18 protein-coding genes are annotated in these 20446 nt (G+C 54.0%); 8 read left to right on the forward strand and 10 right to left on the reverse strand.

Annotated features, from left to right (window positions below):
- Positions 1 to 188 precede the first annotated feature (188 nt).
- The gene (locus L1D43_RS03115) at positions 189 to 638 is read left to right on the forward strand and encodes a DUF924 family protein (protein WP_239849914.1); all 450 of its coding nucleotides are present in this window, start codon (positions 189 to 191) and stop codon (positions 636 to 638) included.
- A 392-nt stretch (positions 639 to 1030) separates the two neighbouring features.
- Here L1D43_RS03115 and L1D43_RS03120 read toward each other — a convergent pair whose 3' ends face one another.
- A complete protein-coding gene (locus L1D43_RS03120; RefSeq protein WP_239849915.1) occupies positions 1031 to 1906 on the reverse strand; it encodes a LysR family transcriptional regulator in 876 nt (291 codons plus the stop codon).
- A gap of 130 nt (positions 1907 to 2036) precedes the next feature.
- Between L1D43_RS03120 and L1D43_RS03125 the strand changes: the two genes are divergently transcribed.
- The 3 genes from L1D43_RS03125 to L1D43_RS03135 all read left to right on the forward strand — a co-directional run bounded on the left by L1D43_RS03125 (position 2037) and on the right by L1D43_RS03135 (position 4210).
- Positions 2037 to 2459 (forward strand): PACE efflux transporter, encoded by a 423-nt coding sequence (locus L1D43_RS03125; protein ID WP_239851025.1) that lies wholly within the window; start codon positions 2037 to 2039, stop codon positions 2457 to 2459.
- Positions 2460 to 2645: 186 nt separating this feature from the next.
- Entirely contained in the window at positions 2646 to 3356 is a 711-nt protein-coding gene (locus L1D43_RS03130; protein ID WP_239849916.1) for an OmpA family protein, read from the forward strand.
- Between the two features lie 29 nt (positions 3357 to 3385).
- Complete coding sequence (locus L1D43_RS03135) at positions 3386 to 4210, forward strand: mechanosensitive ion channel domain-containing protein (RefSeq protein ID WP_239849917.1); 825 nt, start codon at positions 3386 to 3388, stop codon at positions 4208 to 4210.
- Between the two features lie 81 nt (positions 4211 to 4291).
- Here L1D43_RS03135 and L1D43_RS03140 read toward each other — a convergent pair whose 3' ends face one another.
- Positions 4292 to 4945, reverse strand: a complete 654-nt coding sequence (locus L1D43_RS03140; protein WP_239849918.1) for a trimeric intracellular cation channel family protein — start codon at positions 4943 to 4945, stop codon at positions 4292 to 4294.
- A gap of 316 nt (positions 4946 to 5261) precedes the next feature.
- On the opposite strand from L1D43_RS03140, the gene ltaE reads away from it, so the two are divergent.
- Complete coding sequence (gene ltaE, locus L1D43_RS03145; RefSeq protein WP_239849919.1) at positions 5262 to 6269, forward strand: low-specificity L-threonine aldolase; 1008 nt, start codon at positions 5262 to 5264, stop codon at positions 6267 to 6269.
- Positions 6270 to 6348: 79 nt separating this feature from the next.
- Here ltaE and L1D43_RS03150 read toward each other — a convergent pair whose 3' ends face one another.
- The 3 genes from L1D43_RS03150 to L1D43_RS03160 all read right to left on the reverse strand — a co-directional run bounded on the left by L1D43_RS03150 (position 6349) and on the right by L1D43_RS03160 (position 10404).
- Positions 6349 to 7155 (reverse strand): hypothetical protein, encoded by an 807-nt coding sequence (locus L1D43_RS03150; RefSeq protein ID WP_239849920.1) that lies wholly within the window; start codon positions 7153 to 7155, stop codon positions 6349 to 6351.
- 100 nt (positions 7156 to 7255) lie between these two features.
- Positions 7256 to 8893 (reverse strand): alkaline phosphatase, encoded by a 1638-nt coding sequence (locus L1D43_RS03155; protein WP_239849921.1) that lies wholly within the window; start codon positions 8891 to 8893, stop codon positions 7256 to 7258.
- A gap of 14 nt (positions 8894 to 8907) precedes the next feature.
- On the reverse strand, positions 8908 to 10404 hold the full coding sequence (locus L1D43_RS03160; protein WP_239849922.1) for an alkaline phosphatase: 1497 nt from the start codon (positions 10402 to 10404) through the stop codon (positions 8908 to 8910).
- A 283-nt stretch (positions 10405 to 10687) separates the two neighbouring features.
- On the opposite strand from L1D43_RS03160, the gene L1D43_RS03165 reads away from it, so the two are divergent.
- Positions 10688 to 11056: a hotdog domain-containing protein gene (locus L1D43_RS03165; protein WP_041510449.1), complete on the forward strand. Its 369-nt coding sequence runs from the start codon at positions 10688 to 10690 to the stop codon at positions 11054 to 11056.
- Between the two features lie 142 nt (positions 11057 to 11198).
- On the opposite strand, the gene L1D43_RS03170 is transcribed toward L1D43_RS03165, so the two are convergent.
- The 3 genes from L1D43_RS03170 to L1D43_RS03180 form a co-directional block, all read right to left on the reverse strand.
- Entirely contained in the window at positions 11199 to 11405 is a 207-nt protein-coding gene (locus L1D43_RS03170; RefSeq protein WP_041510450.1) for a hypothetical protein, read from the reverse strand.
- Positions 11406 to 11491: 86 nt separating this feature from the next.
- Positions 11492 to 12793, reverse strand: a complete 1302-nt coding sequence (locus L1D43_RS03175) for an NAD(P)/FAD-dependent oxidoreductase (RefSeq protein WP_239849923.1) — start codon at positions 12791 to 12793, stop codon at positions 11492 to 11494.
- A gap of 326 nt (positions 12794 to 13119) precedes the next feature.
- Positions 13120 to 13485, reverse strand: coding sequence for a hypothetical protein (locus tag L1D43_RS03180; protein WP_041510452.1), 366 nt, complete (start codon positions 13483 to 13485; stop codon positions 13120 to 13122).
- Positions 13486 to 13950: 465 nt separating this feature from the next.
- On the opposite strand from L1D43_RS03180, the gene L1D43_RS03185 reads away from it, so the two are divergent.
- Positions 13951 to 15108, forward strand: a complete 1158-nt coding sequence (locus tag L1D43_RS03185; protein WP_239849924.1) for an efflux RND transporter periplasmic adaptor subunit — start codon at positions 13951 to 13953, stop codon at positions 15106 to 15108.
- Between the two features lie 12 nt (positions 15109 to 15120).
- Complete coding sequence (locus L1D43_RS03190) at positions 15121 to 18243, forward strand: multidrug efflux RND transporter permease subunit (protein WP_239849925.1); 3123 nt, start codon at positions 15121 to 15123, stop codon at positions 18241 to 18243.
- 78 nt (positions 18244 to 18321) lie between these two features.
- Here the strand turns inward: L1D43_RS03190 and L1D43_RS03195 are convergent, their stop codons facing one another.
- Entirely contained in the window at positions 18322 to 18531 is a 210-nt protein-coding gene (locus L1D43_RS03195; protein WP_144203266.1) for a cold-shock protein, read from the reverse strand.
- Positions 18532 to 19227: 696 nt separating this feature from the next.
- Entirely contained in the window at positions 19228 to 20376 is a 1149-nt protein-coding gene (gene yiaY / locus L1D43_RS03200; protein WP_160794213.1) for an L-threonine dehydrogenase, read from the reverse strand.
- Between the last annotated feature and the right edge of the window lie 70 nt (positions 20377 to 20446).

Below are 20446 nucleotides of genomic sequence, written 5' to 3' on the forward strand. Positions count from 1 at the left end.
TATTTGCCTCTGTTACTTTAGTGCTTAAGCAAAAGTGTGAGCCGCTCGACGCCGCGTCACCCCCATTTATGACTTCCTTCGACCAAAGTCCAAGTTATCCGACCGCTGGCCTGGTGTTATCCTGCCTCGACCAAGATTTTTTAACCTCATGATTTAATCGTATCTTTAATCGTATCTAGGGGGGCAGCGTGGAACAGTTTTTACAGCAGTGGTTTCACCACTATGAGAAGGGCGAAGGTGTCGAGGCCAAGGAGCTCTGCCCGGAGACCTTGAGTCATTGGCAGCAACTGCTGGTGGGTGCCAAGTCGGGTGAGCTGGAGCACTGGCAGAAGAATCCGCCGGGACGTCTGGCACTTATTCTTCTCATGGGGCCTGTGGCACATCTGCTGGAAGACGAGGCGGCCTTAGCCCTGCAGCTCAAGGCGCGGGATCTCTGTGTATCAGGGGTCGATCGCGGCTTCGATACCCAGCTCGAACCCCTGCAGCGTCGCTGCTTCTACGATCCTCTGTTCTATTCCAGCAAGAGTGAAGACAGGGCATTACTGGTTCGCTTGCTGGAAGGGATGCAGTCCCACATGGCCACCACCGCCAGACCCGCCTGGAGCCATTGGTATCAGCAGGCCTCCCTCAGTAACTAGGGCCTGTTGACCTTTTGAGAACAATTTTTGTTCTAATTGAGCACGTTCAAATCGCGGCATGAGGCTTGAAGTATAGTTATTCTATATAAAAGCCGAGTAACAAAGCGTTGAACGTGCTCAAGACGAACCCTGCGGGCAGCGTCTGTATCATTTTTCTACTGCGTTATCGCTCATTGATGTAGTGCACTACATTACAATCGCTTTGCCTTGTATAAAAGCGATACAGAATGCTGCAAAAATGAACGCGAAAGATAAACAGGCCCTAGTGGGCGTTGACCAGACTAAGTCTATTTGCGGCGAGCCTGCTGGCTCGCCGCGCTAATCATCTATCCTGTCGTTGTCTACTCGCTACCTGAGGCATGTCTCTTAGACATGTCTCTTAGGCATGTCCCTTAGGCGATGGCCGCGCTTAAGATCTGACGGAATACCCCGCTTACCTCTTGATTGACGCTGCTGTGCTGGATCAGATCCACATTGGCAATCCAGCCCATCTGCTCCATGGTGAGTGGAATATGGCATAGCTGCCCCTGTTCTAAGGCGTCCAGTACCAGGTGTTCGGGCAACAGGGCCCAGCCAAAGCCAGACTTAGCCAGATCCAGCAGGGCATAATAGTTGTCGGCGAGCCAGAGCTGGGGCGAGTGCTCCGCCTGAAAACTCCACTGCGGTCCCTGTTTGCTGCCTATGGTGAGTTGGCGATGGAGTTTCAACTGGTCGAGATTGTTCATGGTCGCCTTGGCCAGCGGATGCTTGGGGCTGACCACAGGTTCAAACTTCACTGAGCCCAGGGATTCAAAGTCTATCTGCTGGGGATAGATCTCCTCACTAAAGACCACCCCCATGTCCACGCTCTGTTGCCTGACCTGCTCGATAATCTCCTTGCTGGGCAGCATGCGCAGCTCGAGCTGCATCAGGGGGTAGCGGTCGGCAAACAGGCTCAGGTGGTGGCTGAACTCGGCGAAGGGGACCCCTTCATCTATGGCCACACGAAACTGCTGCGGCAGTCCGGCGTCCAGCGAGTCGATGAGAGATTGCAGCCTTAGGTGCTGGGCAATCACGGCCCTAGCCTGGGGTAACAGGGTCTGGCCTGCCTGGGTTAGCACTGGGTAGCGACCGCTGCGGTCGAACAGCTGCGTATCGCAATCTATCTCCATGTTGATGAGCTGCTGACTCACCGCAGACTGCACCTTGTTGAGTCGCCTGGCCGCCGCCGAGAAGGAGCCGGTTTCCACCGTTGCCAGAAAGAGTTGTAGCTGTTCGAGTGTCGGCATATCGTAAAATGAGATGGTATCTAACTTTTAAGTATCATATTTGTGGATAAAAATGGCCGCAAATTAATTTTGCGGAGCGACGCTTATGTCTACCAAGATAGTGTCTACAAAGATCATACCTACAACCAGCATGTCTACGGCAGAGAGAATCCTACACTCTGTGCTGTTTGAAATATTTGCCCTGGTGCTGGTGGTGCCCATCGCCATCTGGTTCACCGGCCATGGTGTGGGTGAGATGACCGTCGTCGGTATTGGTCTTAGCCTCTACACAGTCACCTGGAACTACTTCTATAACCTGCAGTTTGATAGGTATTTCGGTGAAGATCGCACCAGGCGCACGCTTAAGCTGCGTGTGCTTCATGCCCTAGGGTTCGAAGGGGGACTAGTGTTTGTAACCGTGCCCGTGGTGGCTTGGTTTTTAGCCATCTCCATCTGGCAGGCGCTGATACTAGAAGCGGTTTTCCTGGTGGTGTTTTTCTTCTATGCCATTATCTTCAACTGGCTTTTTGACTGGGCAAGATCTAAGTTTTATGGGCAGCGTGTGGGCTCTTAATGGCTAGACTGGGCTCGGCGGCCAGGTGAAGGCCAGAATGAGAATTAATTTCACTAGATAGATATTCTTATATTGGAGATGTAGGCAGAAGGATATAAAATGTATCCCTGTCTGCATCTTTATATTTGATTGTTTTTCATGCGTTTTGAGACAGCTCTGTTTGAGTGATTGGCATGAGTGACTCCTATGACTGAACTAAGCAAGCTAATGGCGGGTGGTCGCGTAAAGCGCACTTGCCGTGTAATGGGCAGCGCCTTTGTTTTAAAGGCGAGTCAGTGCCTGTTAGGCGCGCTTTGCAGCGTCTGGCTTGCCGGTGCCGTGCTGGCTCAGGGCTGGGTCGATAGGGATCGAGACGGGGTGCCAGACAGTAAAGATGCCTGCCCACACTCGCGCCCCAATGTCGCCGTCGATGCTATGGGCTGTGAGATTAGAGCCGAAGCGATGGCATGCATGGCTTCTAAGGGGGCGGCGTCGCAACTGATCGCTTGTGAGGGGGCTGAGCCCGGTAAAAGCGTCGAGCCGGCTAAGCAAACTAGCACGGCTAAACAAGGTGCGAGTGAGCCTGATGTCGTTCGCGTCTATTTCGCCTTCGGCAGCGCCGAGGTGGGTATCGACCAATGGCCGCAGCTGGCAAAGGTGCATGGCTTTTTAAAGGCGAGCGATGCCAAGTTAACGCTAGTCGGGCACACGGATAACGTCGGCAGCGAGGAGGTCAATATGAACCTGTCGCGCCAGCGCGCCGAGCGAGTAAAACAGATTTTTGTACAAGATTATGGCGTTGAGGCAGAGCGATTGTCGATAGTCGCCAAGGGGGCCAGCCAGCCCGTGACCGACAATGATGGTCCTGGCGGGCGAGCCTTAAACCGCAGAGTCGAGTTTATAGTTGAGGCCAGATAATCCTGGTCCATTTTATTAGGGAGCGTTACATGGAAAATTTGGATAAATATATCGAGCAAGCGCCCGAGCTGATCGTGACCTATGGTCTTCAGGTGATCTTTGCCATCGTCATCTTCTTTATCGGTAAGTACTTTGCCAAGGTGGCTAAGAACCTTACCACTAAGTTGATGAATAAACGCAAGATCGACAAGACTGTGGTCTCCTTTGTGGCCAACATGGCCTGGGCCCTGGTGTTTGTCTTCACCGTTATCGCGACCTTAGGTCAGATTGGTGTGCAGACCGCTTCTCTGGTTGCCGTGATCGGTGCCGCCGGTTTGGCCGTGGGTCTGGCACTGCAGGGCTCGCTGTCTAACTTCGCCTCTGGCGTCTTGATGGTACTGTTCCGTCCATGTCGCGTGGGTGACTATATCGAGGCCGCTGGTATCGCGGGTACCGTCGATGAGATCACCATCTTCTCGACTAAGCTGCGCACACCGGACAACAAGGTGATAGTGGCGCCTAACTCGTCAATCATGAACGGCACCATCACCAACTACTCGGCCATGGAAACCCGTCGTATCGACCTGGTGATCGGTGTCTCTTACGATGCCGACCTTAAGCAGACCAAAGACGTGCTTAAGCAGGTATTGGACAACAACGCCCATATCCTGAAAGATCCAGGCTACACGGTCGCGCTGACCGAGTTGGCGGATTCTTCGGTTAACTTCGTGGTACGTCCATGGGTCAAGGGTAGCGACTACTGGCCAGCCCGTTTCGAGATCCTAGAGCAGATCAAGCTGGCGCTGGATGAGAACAATATCGGTATTCCATATCCACAGATGGATATCTATGTCAAAGAGACCCCGGCGGCTTAAGCCTTAGGTTGATTGACAGCAAAAAGGTCGGCATTTGCCGACCTTTTTTGTGCCTAAATTCAGGGCTGAGGGCCAACTTTCTTAATGGGTCTGACTGTCCTGATTGCTCTGATCCCCGTGCTGATAGTCAAACTTGGGCATGCCCCAGTGGTAGCGAATAGCCAGCATGCGGAAGCTAAAGCCGACACTCAGGCTGATGGCCAGGTTGACCCACTCGGTGATCTCATAGCTGCGCAGCAGCATGTATAGGCTGGCGGTGGTCAGAGAGACCAGGGCGTAGAGCTCCTTCTTGAAGATCAGCGGCACCTGATTACAGAGGATGTCACGGATCACCCCGCCGAAGACGCCGGTTACTACACCCATGACGATGGCCAGAGCCGGGCTAAAACCCAAGAGCAAGGTCTTCTGGGCGCCCACAATGGAGAATACCGCCAGCCCAAGCGCGTCTATGGTCAGAAACAGCTTGGAGAGATAGCGCATCACGGGGGAGATGAGCACGGTCAGCAGGGAGGCGAAGGCGATGGCCAACAGGTAGTGGATGTTCTCGACCCAGATGAGGGGATAGTTGCCCAGGAGAATGTCGCGTAGGGTGCCGCCGCCGATGGCGGTGGCACAACCTATGATGACCACGCCGAACAGATCCATCTGTTTTCTGCCGGCGCACAGCGCGCCTGTCATGGCCTCGGCCAGTATGCCGATGAGCCAGAGGAGGGTGATAAATTCAGCTTCTTGCATTGTCGATTCAGTCGGGAAAAAAGAGAGCGCATATTGCCAGTCTCTTACGGGAAATGACAGCGAGATTTTTTGAAAAGTTCGGATTAGATTTTTTAATTCTATATATTGGTGAATTTTGGCTTGTTAGCAGTTTGTTGCCTTAAATATGGCTCATTGTGGCTTTCATCCTATTAGTTTATTCAGGTCAAAGCTAAGAGAGAGTGACGCCTGATGATAATTTTCTCGGCTGGTGTTAGGGTAGGCTCTAGCGAGGGCGGGCGGTGAGGAGTACTATTTGCGCTCGGTGTATCATTTTAAGATGAGTAGGATGGGGAAGATGATTGATTTTCGCAGTGACACAGTAACTCAGCCCACGGCGGCGATGCGCCGCGCCATGGCAGATGCCCAGGTTGGCGACGATGTGTATGGAGACGATCCCAGTGTTAACCGACTGGAGGCGATGGCGGCAGAGCGTTTTGGCTTCGACAGTGCCCTGTTTACCTCCTCGGGCACCCAGGCCAACCTGCTGGCGCTCATGTCTCACTGTGACCGTGGCGACGAGTATCTCTGTGGTCAACAGGCTCACAACTATAAGTTCGAAGGGGGCGGAGCGGCTGTGCTGGGCAGCATTCAACCTCAGCCGTTGACCAATCAGGCTGACGGCAGCATCTTGCTCTCTGATATCGAGGCGGCCATTAAGCCGGACGATTTCCATTTCGCCCGTACCCGTCTCCTGAGTTTGGAAAACACCATAGGCGGCAAGGTGTTGCCTCAGTCTTATCTGGCCGAGGCCCAGGCGCTGGCCTTCAACAAGCGGCTCAAGATCCACCTGGATGGCGCCAGAGTTGCCAATGCGGCGGTGGCGCAGAACCTGGATATCGCCGATATCACCCAGTATTTCGACTCAGTCTCTATCTGTCTCTCTAAGGGACTGTGCGCCCCCGTGGGCTCGCTGCTGCTCGGTGATGAGCGGCTGATCAACAAGGCGCGTCGCTGGCGTAAGATGCTAGGCGGCGGCATGCGTCAGGTCGGGATATTAGCCGTGGCTGGTGAAATCGCCCTGAACGATCAAGTTGCCCGCCTGGCAATCGACCATGAAAACGCCCGTTATCTGGCGGAGCAGTTGAGCAGCCTGGATGAGTTTGAGGTAGATCTTGGCGAGGTGCAGACCAACATGTTGTTTGCCCGTGTGGCCGACGGTGTGGCGATAGACAAGCTTGCCAGGGAGCTAAAGGCCTCAGGCATTCTCATTAGTCCGGGTAAGACGCTGAGGCTGGTGACCCATGCGGATATCAGCCGCGAAGATATCGACTTCTTTATCGATAAGCTCAAGGCGTTGCTCTGAGCGATTAGCCTGGCGAGACAGCCACAGTGAAAGCAAAAAGCCATCCTCAGGATGGCTTTTTTGTTATGAGGTAAACGGCCTAATGATGATGGTCGTGGCCGCCTTCAAGTTGTTTACCGTCTGCCGAGTAGAAGCCCGAGCTACCATGCTGAATAAAGCCTTGGGTGATCATCTTGGCGATAAAAGGGTCTGACTCGCTGTCGCCCACGTCGGCAAAGTCGAGGTCCTGATAGCCTGAGGTTAGCAGGTTGAACTCTTGCTGACTGACAGGGGTGAGCTTAGTGAGTCGGTAGTTAAGCTGCTGGCCGCTTTGGGTAATGGTCAGGCTGGCGGGGAGCCCAAGCTCGTCTATCCAGTCGAGTGCCAAAGATTGCCGCTGGCTCTTACTCGTATGTGAGTATCGCTGCTGGGTAAAACAGGTCGCCTGATGTTGCTCGCCCTTGTCGAATTGGCTTAAGGCAGCAGGAGAGATCAGATGAAACTGTTTGTCGATATCCGTATGGATATTGAGCGCCAGCAGATCGCTGCGGCGATAGCTTATCGAGCGCTTCTGCTCGGGGAAGTAACGGATATACTCGCCATTTTTCTGCCAGGCTTCATAGCTGACCGGGCCGCGCTGGTAGATGATGGTGTCATCGAAGCGGGTAAGGATCAGCTGGTGGGCTTGCACCTTATCATCATTTCCAGCGGTTATCTGATAGCTGGCTTGAAAGCGTGTTGGCTGAGCGGCGCTGTCACAGATCAGAGTACCGGCGGCATGCTGATGCCCTTGGCTGTCTGACTGAGCGTGAGCCATAGCTAGTTTTCCAAGGAGCAGGTTGCCCATTAGCAGGCTGCCGGTGACGCCTAAGAAGAGTGAGACTGACTTGAGTGTTGAGCGAGACATAGTAGACCTACCGATATTTCTCTTAAAACTAAATAAGCAGCCTGACACCCAGCCTGAAGCTAGGCGCAGACAAGGGTATCAGGCTGCGGGTCGCTGCGCTTTATTGCGCCGCGGCCGCTTCCGCCTTGCTGACTAGGTCACCGGCAAAGTTCATCACATGGAAGATGTGATTCTGCTCGACCGTACCTTCAACCAGGCTGGCGCCCGGACCACGGGCGAAGATGGCAACGTCTTCACCGGCGTGGGTTTCGCTTCCCAGCGGTACCAGGGCTTCCTGGTGGAAACCGGCGCTCTGGGTGTCGATGTAGTTCAGGTCGACACGGCCAGGCTCGGCGGCGTAGTTGTAACGCTCATCGCCGCCGGTTTCCAGCGAGCCAAAGCCCAGACCGTTGGCATAGCCAACAGTGGTGTATGGCATGCCGTTGGCATCGGTTGAGTTGGTCACTGAGGGCTGACCGTTTGAATCGTTGCTCTTCACTAGCCCCAGGATTGGGTTACCACGGGTTGGATAGCCTGCGATGGTGAACACATGGCTGTGGTCGGCTGTGACCATGAGCAGGGTATCGTTAGCCGAGGTCTTCTCCATGGCCACACGCACCGCCTCAGACAGGGCGATAGTGTCGTGCAGGGCACGGGCCGCGTTACCGGCATGGTGAGCATGGTCGATACGACCCGCTTCGACGATCAGTACGAAGCCCTTGTCGTTTTTGCTAAGGATGTCGATACTCTTAGCCGTCATCTCGGCCAGTGAAGGCTCGCCTTTAACGCCATCTTCGACTCTGTCATAGTCATATTCCATGTGAGACGAGTTGAACAGACCCAGGGCGTGCTCTGTGGTGTTGGTGTCCATGGCCAGGAAGCCGTCACGGTCGGTGACATAGGCGGCGTTAGGATACTGCGCCATCCACTCGGCGGTCAGGTCGCGACCATCTGCACGCTTACCCGATTTACCCTCAGGATCCACTGTGGTGTTAGGGATGAAGGCGCGGCGACCGCCACCCATGACCACGTTGATCCCCTTGCCGTCGTTGAAGTCCAGCATCTGAGCGGCTATATCTTTACAGCCGTTGGCAACGGCTTCGGCCGGCAGGTTGCTGTCTGCTTCCCAGTTACGCTCCGGCACATGGGCATAGGTTGCCGCAGGCGTGGCGTGCGTGATACGGGCGGTCGAGACTACACCGGTAGACATGCCCGCCATGGCGGCCAGTTCCAATGATGTCACCAGGTCCTGGCCTGTGGTCGATGAACACACACCGCGCTCGACGCCTTCGGCCTGTGAGATCACGCCAACGTCTGTCTTCACACCTGTGACCATGGCGGTCATGGTGCCGGCAGAGTCTGGGGTTTGGCCGTCGACGTTATAGGTCTTAGCCAGGCCAAGATGCGGCAACGTCTCGAAAGCGAGTGAGTTCTCTTCACCAGTTTGGCCCTTGAGCTGACCGTCTAAGATGCGCGCCGCCGTTACCGTGGATACGCCCATGCCGTCGCCGACGAACAGTATGATGTTCTTGGCGGCGCCAGCTTTGTTGTTCTTGCTCATGCCCGCGGCCTTAGTGACGCGGTTCTGACCGTCGATATACCATTGGTTGACGCCAGTCCAGTCTTTACCGTTAGTGCCGTTGCTACCGTCGGTACCTGGCGTGCCGGCTACGCCATCTTTGCCGTTGTCACCGTCGCTACCACAAGCCGCTAGGCCAAGAATGGCTGCTACAGACAGTACAAGTAGTTTCTTATTCATTTTGCTGCTCCCAATTAATACTTAGTACCGCCAAGCGCTTGGGCTTGGTTGATGATGTGGAAAATGACGTTCTGTTCCATCACGCCCTGTACCAGGTTTGCGCCTGGGCCCGTGGCGTGCAGGCTGATATCTTCACCTGCGTGTGTCTCGCTACCCATAGGGATAAGAGACTGCTGCATGAAGTCTTTGTCTTGCGTATCGACTGAAGATAGATCGTCACGATTACCCACAACGGCGCCAGGACCATTGGTGTAACCTAGGGTGGTGTATGGCTTGCCATCCAAGGCGGTCGAAACGCTGCCGTCTACGCCATGTACCAGACCAAGGATTGGGTTACCACGCTTTGGATAACCTGCGATGGTGAACACGTGGCTGTGGTCGGCGGTGACCAGGATCAGCGTCTCTTCCGGGTCGGTATTTTCTACCGCGGCCTTGACGGCGTTAGACAGCTCGACGGCATCGGCCAGGGCGCGCTTGGCGTTGCCCGCGTGGTGACCGTGGTCGATACGACCCGACTCGACGATCAGCAGGTAGCCGTTGTCGTTCTTCTTCAACATCTCGATAGATTTCGCTGTCATCTCGGTCAGCGAAGGCTCGCCGCCCACATCATCGGCGCGATCGGCCTCATATTCCATGTGAGATGAGTTAAACAGCCCCAGCAGGTGGTCTGTGGTGGCAACATCGATAGCGTCGAACTCTTCGCTGTTCCACACATAGGCGGCGTTGTCGAAGTTCTCGACCCAAGCCTTGGTCAGATCCAGGCCATCCTTACGCTTACCCTTCTTGTTCTCACCATCGGTCACGGTTTCAGGGATGAAGGCGCGGCGACCGCCACCCAGGGCGACCGTTAGGGCGTTGTCCTTGTCACGCATCACCATCTGATAGGCGATATCTTTACACTCGTTGGCAACCGCCTCGGCTGGCAGGTTGCTGTCTGCTTCCCAGTTACGCTCAGGGCTGTTGGCATAGGTAGCCGCCGGGGTGGCGTGGGTGATACGGGCGGTAGAGACCACACCGGTAGACAGGCCTTTGGCATTGGCCAGATCCACTAGGGTGACCAGCTCATTGCCTTTAGATGACAGGCAGTTGCCACGCAGTGATTGTTCTGACACTGAGAGTACACCCGCCTTAGACTTAACACCTGTGGCGATGGCTGTCATGGTGCCGGCGCTGTCAGGCGTCTGTTGGTTGGTGTTGTAGGTCTTGACTAGGGCGGTATGGTCGAACTTCTCGAAGCTTAGGAAGTTCTCTTCACCGCCTTGGTTACCGGCCAGCTGCTGGCCCTGGTAGATACGCGCGGCGGTCAGGGTAGAGATCCCCATGCCATCGCCCACAAATAGAATGACGTTTTTGGCCTTTGCTTTGGTTTCTAGTGTGGCCTTGTTTGACACCCGCTCGGCACTTTCCTTATACCAATGGCTGTCTGTCTGAACACTGGGTAACACGGCGCTGTTGGCGGCCATGGTTACTAGGCTGCAAGAGATCAACGCAGCTAATCTTTTTATCATCATCACTTTCATCATCCGTATTGGGTTGAAGTAAATTGTTCGCTATTTGAGATAAAGCGGCCTGATTGTCAGGTATCCAGATGACAGAATTGGTGAATTAAGATTGCAGTTATATGAAGCTAAGAAGTCGAAACCCTTTTTATGTCTGAGTTAACTTGGTGCACAGGGCACTAAATTAGTGAGTTTCGTGTCGATGACCTGTTTTTAATTGCCTGTTTTATATGGATTTATTTTGTTGGTCTGTTTCTTGTAACGCTTTCGTCTGAGTCTATCAGGGAGAGCACAAATGAAATATTACAGTCGACGCTTTATTAAACCCGAACATTTAAATCCGGCTAATGCATTGTTTGGCGGACAGCTTTTAAGTTGGATAGATGAGGAGGCGGCCATCTTCGCGGCCTGTCAGATGAATAGCCAGAGCATAGTCACCAAGATCATCTCGGAAATCAACTTCATGACGCCGGCGCGTCAGGGGGATGTGATCGAATTTGGCCTAGCGCTGATCAGCGCCGGGGTCAGTTCCATCACTGTCTGCTGTGAGGTGCGCAACAAGGTGACCCGGCTACCCGTGGTGACCATAGACAAGATGATCTTCGTTAACGTGGATGAAAACGGCCTGCCTAAGCCTCATGGGATGAGGGCTAATGCTGCTTAATAGTGCTGCTGGCTGAGCTAGAGATGGCGAATAAAAAAGAGGGCGGATATGCCCTCTTTATCTTTAGCTCAAGGCCACTATGGTTCAAGGTCACTATGGCTCAAGGCCACTAAGGCTCAAGGCCACTAAGGCCCATGCCGATTTAATTTTCTTTGCTGAGATCTTCTTTAACCGATTTAACCGCGTCGCGCGATGCGTGACCAATTGCCTTGGTGGTGTCTCGGGTGGCGTGGCCGATATCTGTGGTCACTTCCTTGGTGGTGCTACCTATGGTGCGACCGGCTTCTTTAAGATCGGCACAGGCGCTGAGGGCGCCAAGGATCATAACCGCGCTAATAATTTTTTTCATAATGATCTCATGTTGACGAAAGTTGTCACATTTTAACCCGTTAGCCCGGTAAGCGAAAGCCTTCACCCTTGGAGGTCTTCTAGCCCCTAGTGCAGTTTGAGGTGAGGGTGGATGATACGGCTGATCCCCTTGGCGAACATCAGCAGGCTGCCCTTAAAGATCCCGTGGAGTTCAATTAGATGGCGCCGATATAGCGAGGTATAGACGAACCTGGCTATCTTACCTTCGACCAGGACGCCGCCACCTATGAAGGACATCAGGTTACCCACGGTATGGAACTTGGACAGGTTTACCAGGGAGCCAAGATCTTTGTAGAGATACTCCTTGCTGGGCGCCTGGCCGGCTAACATCAGGCTGATGTTGTCGGCCGTCATCAGTGCCATCTGCCGCGCCGACTGGCCTCTAGGTGGCACCCAGGAGCCGTCTGGCTGTGGGCAGGCGGCGCAGTCGCCGATGGCGAAGATGTGAGGATCCCGGGCGGTCTGCATGTTGGGCTTAACCATCACCTGATTGATATGATTGCTCTCTAGCCCGCCTATCTCACGCATGAAGTCGGGCGCCTTCACCCCGGTCGACCAGATGGTCATGTCGCTGGCGATGATCTGGCCGTCACAGGTGTGCAGCGCATTCTCATCGACCCGGTCGATGCGAGTATTGGTCATCACCCTGACGCCTATCTGATTGAGCTGGTCCGTTACCGCCTGGGAGATCTCCTGCTTCTCTACCTTGGGCAGAATGCGTGAGTCTGCCTCGATCAGGGTCACCTCTAACAGGCTGGTGTCTATCTTGTAGCCGAAGCCGCTGAGCTGCTCGACCGCATGGTGCATCTCGGCCGACATCTCGACCCCGGTCGCGCCCGCACCGACGACGGCTATCTTGATCTTGTCGTCCAGCTGGTGGTGGCTGGCATAGCGCATGAACTTGTTGAGCAGCATGGTACGGATCTGCATCGCCTGCTGGGTGTTGTCGAGAAACACGCAGTGCTCCCTGACCCCAGGGATATTGAAGTCGTTGGCGATACTGCCGATGGCCAGCACCAGGTAGTCGTAGTCTATGCGGCGGGCGGGCAGGAGTTCGTTGTCCTTGTCGTCTAAGATGGGCGCCAGGATCACCTGTTTATGTTCTCGGTCGATATCTGTCATCGCCCCCTGCTGAAAATGGTAGCCGTGGGCGGCGGCATGGCTGCGGTAGCTGATGGCGTCTATGCCGATATCCAGCGCCCCGGTGGCGACCTCGTGCAGCAGGGGTTTCCAGATATGGCTGTCGGCGCAGTCGATAAGGGTGATCTTAGCTTTGCCCTTACGTCCCAGTTTACGACCTAGCTTGGTCGCTATCTCCATTCCACCCGCACCACCGCCGACGATGACGATATTGGCCACTGCACCCATGAGGCTATTGCTCCTATATTCTGCTTAAGTTGATGATTGGCTGGCATTGTTCTGCCAGCAAAACTGTCTCGAATCGAGAAAAGTGTAAGCTTGAGCCGATATTTTGACAATTAGCCTAAGTTGGCGAGATTAAGTGGGTGAAATAGGTGGTTTTTTCCTTTAACTATTTGTTTTGTAGTTTATTGTGATTTGGCTTTTTGCGGTTTAAGTCGGCGTGTATCACATTTTAGCGCGTCGTAAATGTGATCTAGATTGTTTTGTGAGCGGAAAAGTGTGAGCCAGATCGGGTGGCGAACTGGCTCTTTTAGCTGTGGTTGAGTCGGCGACTAGGCGAGTTTGGCGAGTCGCTGACGATAGTCATCGATCAGGTGCGTCATGATCTCCTGCACCGAGCTGTCTTTGGTGGCATCGTCCATAAAGATCTTAAAGGTGACCAAGATATGGCCATCATTTTTCAGTCGGTCACTCTGCATCGAGAAGTAGGCGCTCTCGCCATCGGCTTCCCTGACGATGAAGCCGTCATGTTCGAAGATGCGGTGGCCGGATCTGTCGTGCCACTTGGTGATGCGATTCAGGCCAATTTCGCATGACTGATTGAATTCGATATGGTTTTGCCAGGTGGTTGGGTGGGCGGGATCCTTAATATGCGGGCATCTGACTGTATAGTTATAGACATGAGAAATGGCTGTCATAAATTACCTTCCTGATTATGGATACAAGGGCCATCATAGGCACTGCATTTCTTTAGGGTCAACAACTATTCGCCTGGTTTGCACCGATTTAGCCGGCCATGGGAGAAGACCCTTGACCTGTTGTAGCACGATAAGAACGGCCATAACCTTGTGCTGTGTCTCATTTTTACGTCCATTTTGCCATCTGCTTAATAAAGCATCAGCTAATAGACAAGTTGCGGACGTTCAGGTGGGGCCTGTTAACATTTATCCTAAGAAAATCCCACTGATCCCTGGTGATTACGCAAGTTGAAAAATTTAGAAAATGCCAAATGAGTCAGATAATTGCCCTTGCTATTCCTGGTGAAAGCATTAGCTTGTTACTAATATGATAAGCGGTTGTAAATGATGCTGCCGTCATTCACATCTGTCTGCCGTCTGATCAAAGTTATCCATGAATTGTCGCTTGGCGCTATGGAGGCCCAAATGCTTGGTAGAAACACCTCAATTCTCTCTCGACTCACTCTATTTAGCGCGGCCTTGATGCTGCTGGCCTGTGGCAAGGCGCCGGCTCCCGGGCCAGCCATGATGCCCAGCGTGGTGGTCAACACCGCTCAGGTAAAGGAGATCCGCGCCAAGACGGAGATCGTCGGCCGTACCCGGGCATCGGAAGATGTGGTGATCAAGTCGCAGATCCAGGGTCAGCTGTTAAAGCGTAATTTTGTCGAGGGTGACGATATCGAGGCGGGCGCGCTGCTGTTTGAAGTCGATCCCTCCACCTTCGAAGCAGAGCTGGCGCAGCAACAGGCGGTGCTCAAGCAGGCCATCGCCTCGCGGGATGTGGCTGTGATGAACTGGGAACGTGGTCGTCGCCTGTTACCCGACGGCATGATAAGCGCCCAGGATATGGATGAACTCACCAGTCGCAAGTTGACCACGGCCGCCGGGGTGGTTCAGGCCGAGGCTGCGGTCAAGGCCGCCGAGTTGCAGCTGAGCTATACCAAGGTTTATGCGCCCATCTCTGGCCGTATTAGCGGCGCCAAGGTGAGCCAGGGGGATATCATCACGCCTCAGTCTGAGCTCGCCAGCCTGGTACAGCTACAGCCCATGTGGGTCAATTTCCAGGTCGCCGAGAAGACCATCATCTCCGCCAAACAGAATTTTGCCAAGGCCGCCAAACATGATGTGGAGCTCTCGGATATCCTGATCCGTTTGCGTCTGCCCAACGGCACCATGTTTGACGAGACAGGCTATATCGACTTTATCAGTAACCGGGTCGACGCCGCTACAGGCACATTGGAGCTCAGAGCCACCTTCAACAATGAGAGTAAGCTGATGTTGCCCGGCCTGTTTGTCACCCTGGTGATCGAGTCGCCCGTTAGCGAGCAGGCTATCTTGATCCCTCAGGCCGCGGTGCAGGAAGATCAGCAGGGGCGCTTCGTCATGGTGGTCGATAAGGAGAACAAGGTACAGAAGCGGGTGGTCGAGCTGGGTGACAGATTCGGTGTCGACTGGCGCGTGCTCAGTGGCCTCGATGAGGGTGAGCGTATCGTGGTAGATGGTCTGCAGAAGATCCGTCCGGGTATCGAGGTAAAGGCGGTCGAGCAGCAGGCGGTGCCTTTCCAAGAAGCTAACGATGCCTAATCGGGGGTCATTATGATCAGTGAATTTTTTATTCATAGGCCGAAATTTGCCTTCGTCATCTCGACCGTACTGACCCTGGTGGGCTTGATCTCCATCCCTATCTTGTCGGTGGCCGAGTTTCCCGAGATTGCACCGCCTCAGGTGAGCGTCAGCACCAGCTACTCGGGGGCCAGTGCCGATATCGTCAAGGACACCATAGCCCAGCCCATAGAGGCGGAGGTCAATGGCGTCGAGGGGATGCTCTACATGCAGTCCAAGAGCGCCAACGACGGTAGCTACTCCCTCAATGTCACCTTCGATGTGGGCACAGACGCCGACATGGCTCAGGTGAAGGTGCAAAACCGGGTGCAGCAGGCGATGCCCAGACTGCCCGAGGAGGTTAAACGCCAGGGGGTCAAGGTCGAGAAGCAGAGCCCTAACATTCTCATGGTGGTTAACCTGGTTTCCCCCAATGAGACCTTCGATTCCCTGTTTATTACCAACTATGCCGGCCTGAATGTGAAAGATGCCCTGGCGCGGCAGAATGGAGTCTCTAAGGTGCAGGTAATTGGGGCACTGGACTACGCCATACGTATCTGGCTCGATCCCAACCAGATGGCCAGCTTTGGTGTGACGGCCAACGATGTTATTGCCGCCTTGAGAGAGCAGAATATTCAGGTGGCCGCCGGACGTATCGGCGCGGCGCCGGTGCAGCCGGATCAGCAGTTTCAATACACCCTGCAGACCAAGGGGCGTCTGAAGGATCCCGAGGAGTTTGGCCGGGTGATGATCCGCGCCAATCCCGATGGCTCTAAGGTGATCGTCTCGGATGTCGCCAGGGTCGAGCTGGGCTCCCAGACCTATGATGCCCAGGGTAAGTTGAACAACAAACCCTCAGCAATCATCTCCATCTATCAGGCGCCGGACGCCAATGCGTTGGAGGTCGCCAAGGCGGTCAAGGCAGAGATGGAAAACCTCGTCAGCCGTTTCCCGGACGATCTCGAATATAAGGTGCTCTATGATACCACTGAATTTGTCGAGACCTCGATCACCGAGGTGGTACAGACCCTGTTTATCTCCATCGCCCTGGTGGTGTTTGTGGTCTATATCTTCCTGCAGGATGCGCGCTCGACCTTAGTGCCGGGGATCGCGATTCCCGTCTCCCTGATAGGTACCTTTGCCTTCTTGCTGCTGTTTGGCATGAGCATCAATACCGTTTCCCTGTTCGCCCTGATTCTGGCTATCGGCATCGTGGTGGATGACGCCATCGTGGTGGTGGAGAATGTCACCCGCCTGATGGAAGACGAAGGCTTGTCGCCTACAGAGGCGACCTCCAAGGCGATGAAAGAGGTGACTGGGCCCGTTATCGCCACCACCCTGGTGCTGCTGGCTGTGTTCGCGCCCACGGCGGTGATGCCGGGGATCACGGGGCAGATGTATGCCCAGTTCTCTGTGACCATCTGTATCTCTGTGCTTATCTCCTCGGTTAATGCCTTGACCCTGAGCCCGGCGCTGTGCGCCTCCTTGTTGAAGCCGCCGAAGCAGCACACCAAGGGCTTCCATTATCTGTTTAACACCTATTTCGAGCGTTTTACCGGTCGTTACATGAAGCTGGTCTCCTCCCTGGTGCGTAAGCTGGTGCTGGTGGGCATAGCCTATGCCTGTCTTATCGGTGCCACTGGCGGCATTGCCAAGATACTGCCGTCTGGCTTCGTGCCCATGGAGGATAAGAAGGCCTTCATGGTGGATATACAGCTGCCCGATGGTGCCTCGCTCAACCGTACCGAAGAGGTGATGCGGGATCTGGTTAAGCTCACCCTGGAAGAGCCAGGGGTCGAGAACGTCATCCATGCCAGCGGCTTCAGTATTCTGACCGGCTCAGTCTCCTCCAATGGTGGTCTGATGATCGTGACCCTGTCGACCTGGGATGAGCGCGACTCACCCGACATGGTGGAGGCGGCTATCGTCGCCAAGTTGCAGGCCAAGTATGCCGCCAATCCGTCGGTGAAGGCGATGGCCTTCTCCCTGCCGCCTATTCCTGGCGTGGGCAGCGTCGGCGGTTTCGAGTTTGTGCTGCAAGACACCCAGGGGCGTTCGCCCCAGGAGCTCGCCTCTGTGATGCGCGCCTTGATCATGAAGGCCAACGAACAGACGGAAATCGCCATGGCATTTAGTAATTTCCGTGCCGATGTGCCGCAGATGTATGTGGATGTGGACAGAGACAAGGCCAAGGCCCTGGGGATCTCGCTAAACGAGATCTTCTCCACCATGCAGACCATGCTTGGCTCCATGTATGTCAACGATTTCAACCGCTTCGGTAAGGTGTTTAGGGTAATACTCCAGGCCGAAGGGGAGTTTCGTAACTCCGACAAGGATATCGCCAGCTTCTATGTGCGCTCCGCCAGTGGCGATATGGTGCCCCTGAGCACCCTGGTTAAGGTGACGCCGATTCTGGGGCCGGATGTGATGAACAGCTATAACATGTTCAGCTCGACCACCATTAATGGCTTCCCGGCGCCAGGCTTTAGCTCGGGCGATGCCATCGCCGCCATGGAGCGGGCGGCGGATGAGACATTGCCAGCCGGCTATAAGTTTGAGTGGACGGGGCAGACTTACCAAGAGATCAAGGCGGGTAACTTAGCGCCGTTAATTTTCGGTCTGGCATTGATCTTTACCTATCTATTCCTGGTAGCCCAGTATGAGAGTTGGAGCATTCCCTTTGCGGTGATGTTGGCCGTGCCCATCGCCATCCTGGGGGCCTTCCTCAACATACTATTGGTGGGGAGCGAGCTGAATCTCTATGCCCAGATAGGCCTGGTGCTGCTGATCGGTTTGGCCTGTAAGAACGCCATCCTGATCGTCGAGTTTGCCAAGCAGCTCAGGGAGGAGGGCAAGAGTATACTGGAGGCTGCTGAAACCGCCGCGCGCCTGCGTTTTCGCGCCGTGCTGATGACCGCCTTCTCCTTCTTGCTGGGGGTCTTGCCGCTGGTTATCGCAACGGGTGCCGGCGCGGGAAGCCGCCGCGCCCTGGGCTACTCCGTCTTCGGTGGCATGATGGCGGCGACTTTGGTTGGTACCCTTTTAGTGCCTGTGTTTTACGTCATCATGCAGAAGCTGCGTGAGCGCATGAAGGGTGAAGGCGCGACGAGCCAATAGTTAAAACTTGAGCTAAAGCTTAAAATCTGGGCACAAAAAAGGCGACTTGAAGTCGCCTTTTTTTATCGAACCGTTCGATTAAGCCGGAACTACGTTCGCAGCTTGCAAGCCTTTTTGACCTTGCTCAACATCGAAGGTGACCTTTTGGCCTTCGGCTAGCGTCTTGTATCCGTCAGATACGATAGCGCGGAAATGCACGAACACATCAGCGCCGCCATTTGCCTGCTCGATGAAACCAAAACCTTTATCTTCGTTAAACCACTTAACGGTACCAGTTGTATTAGACATATTTGTCCCTTATTCAATTCGTATAAAAAATCCGCGATGTTGCGGTATGCCGAGCCGTTGAATTATTGAGTATTACGATGAAGCTAAGGGAAAACTGAGGACAAAAATGGTGAAGATTTGACTAAGGTTTTGACTTTTACTTAATGCTTTAAACTAATAACCCTGAACAACAGAGCCCGGATAAGATAACACACTTTAGCCATTTACCTAGGGTTTATTTTCGCCATCACGGAGGAAATCAGTTGCGCTAAATTTATACGGCCGTGTTTTCATGGGCTTATGGAAATAAAAAAACTGCCTCTCGGGTACTTCGGTCTCTCTTTGGCATTTGTTGTGGCAGAGTGATAGCGTGAGATATCAGGGAGAAGAAAAAGGCTCGCCGGCAATAGTTGCCGACGAGCCTTTTAGCTAGCTGAATCTTTGCAGGGAAAAAGCGAGCTGACACTATTTTATAACACATGTATCCGAAGGGACTAGTCCAAAAGTGTGACATGAAAAGAGTATTTAGCTATTAGTGCTGGCTTTTTATGATAAAAACTTCGAATGGCCGTGGCTTTAGCGGATAACAGAGTGATTCTGTTTGTTTCTGCTCCCTCTGCCGATAGTTTTTAGAGACCGGGTAGCAAAAGGCCCACCTGAGGTGGGCCTTTGGGAATTTCTACTTGCAGGGAGAAATTCGAAACTTATGCGGCGAGTCTATAGCGCATTGGTGAAGATCTGACAGATCTCTTCGTGCGTCGCCTGTTTAGGGTTAGTCAGGCCACAGGCATCTTTCAATGCGTTGTCGGCAAGCGTTGGGATATCTTCTGCCTTAACGCCCAGTGTGGTAAGGTTTTCAGGGATCTTCACCGCAACAGACAGCGCCTTGATTGCTTCGATGGCGGCGTTTGCACCTTGCTCATCTGTCATTGCGCTGACATCGACACCCATCGCCTTGGCAACATCCTTTAGACGCGGTGCGGCAACCTGTGCGTTGTAGGCCTGAACGTGTGGCAGCAGCAGGGCGTTACAGACGCCGTGTGGCAGGTCGTAGAAACCGCCTAGCTGGTGCGCCATGGCGTGAACATAACCTAGGCTTGCGTTGTTGAAGGCCATACCCGCCAGGAACTGGGCGTAAGCCATCTGGTCGCGTGCCTCAAGGCTCTGACCGTTCTCAACCGCTTCTACCAGATTACCTTTGATAAGCTCGATTGCCTTGATGGCACAGGCATCGGTAATAGGGTTAGCCGCGATAGAAACATAGGCCTCGACCGCGTGTGTTAGTGCGTCCATACCGGTTGCCGCAGTCAGGCCGGCAGGCTTGAGTAGCATCAGCTCTGGGTCGTTAACCGACAGGATCGGGGTCGTGTGCTTGTCCACGATCGCCATCTTGATGTGGCGAGCCTCGTCTGTGATGATGCAGAAGCGGGTCATCTCACTGGCGGTACCGGCAGTGGTGTTGATGGCGACTAATGGAAGCTGTGGCTTCGCCGACATATCCAGACCTTCATAGTCCTTGATGCTGCCGCCGTTAGTGGCAACCAGGGCGATACCCTTGGCGCAGTCGTGTGGCGAGCCGCCACCCAGTGATACCACGAAGTCACAGTTGTTCGCCTTGAGCAGTTCGAGGCCCGCTTCCACGTTACCCACTGTTGGGTTGGGTTGCACGCCGTCAAACACGGTCGATGTGATGCCCGCCGCGCCAAACTTCTCGACGATCTGACCAACCAGACCAATCTCGACCAGTGGCTTGTCGGTGACGATCAGCGCACGCTGAAAGCCTAAGGTTTTAATATCACCAATTGCGTCGTCAACAGCATTTTGTCCTAATACGTTGACTGATGGGATAAAAAATTTAGCAGCCATAAAATCACCTTTTTTATGCTTAAAGTTAAAAGTTGTTATCTTTTCTGGTAACTAAAGTACCAATGCGGTT

Origin of the sequence: Shewanella sp. Isolate8 (assembly GCF_022398495.1) — a bacterium.
Taxonomy (GTDB): Bacteria; Pseudomonadota; Gammaproteobacteria; order Enterobacterales; family Shewanellaceae; genus Shewanella; species Shewanella aquimarina.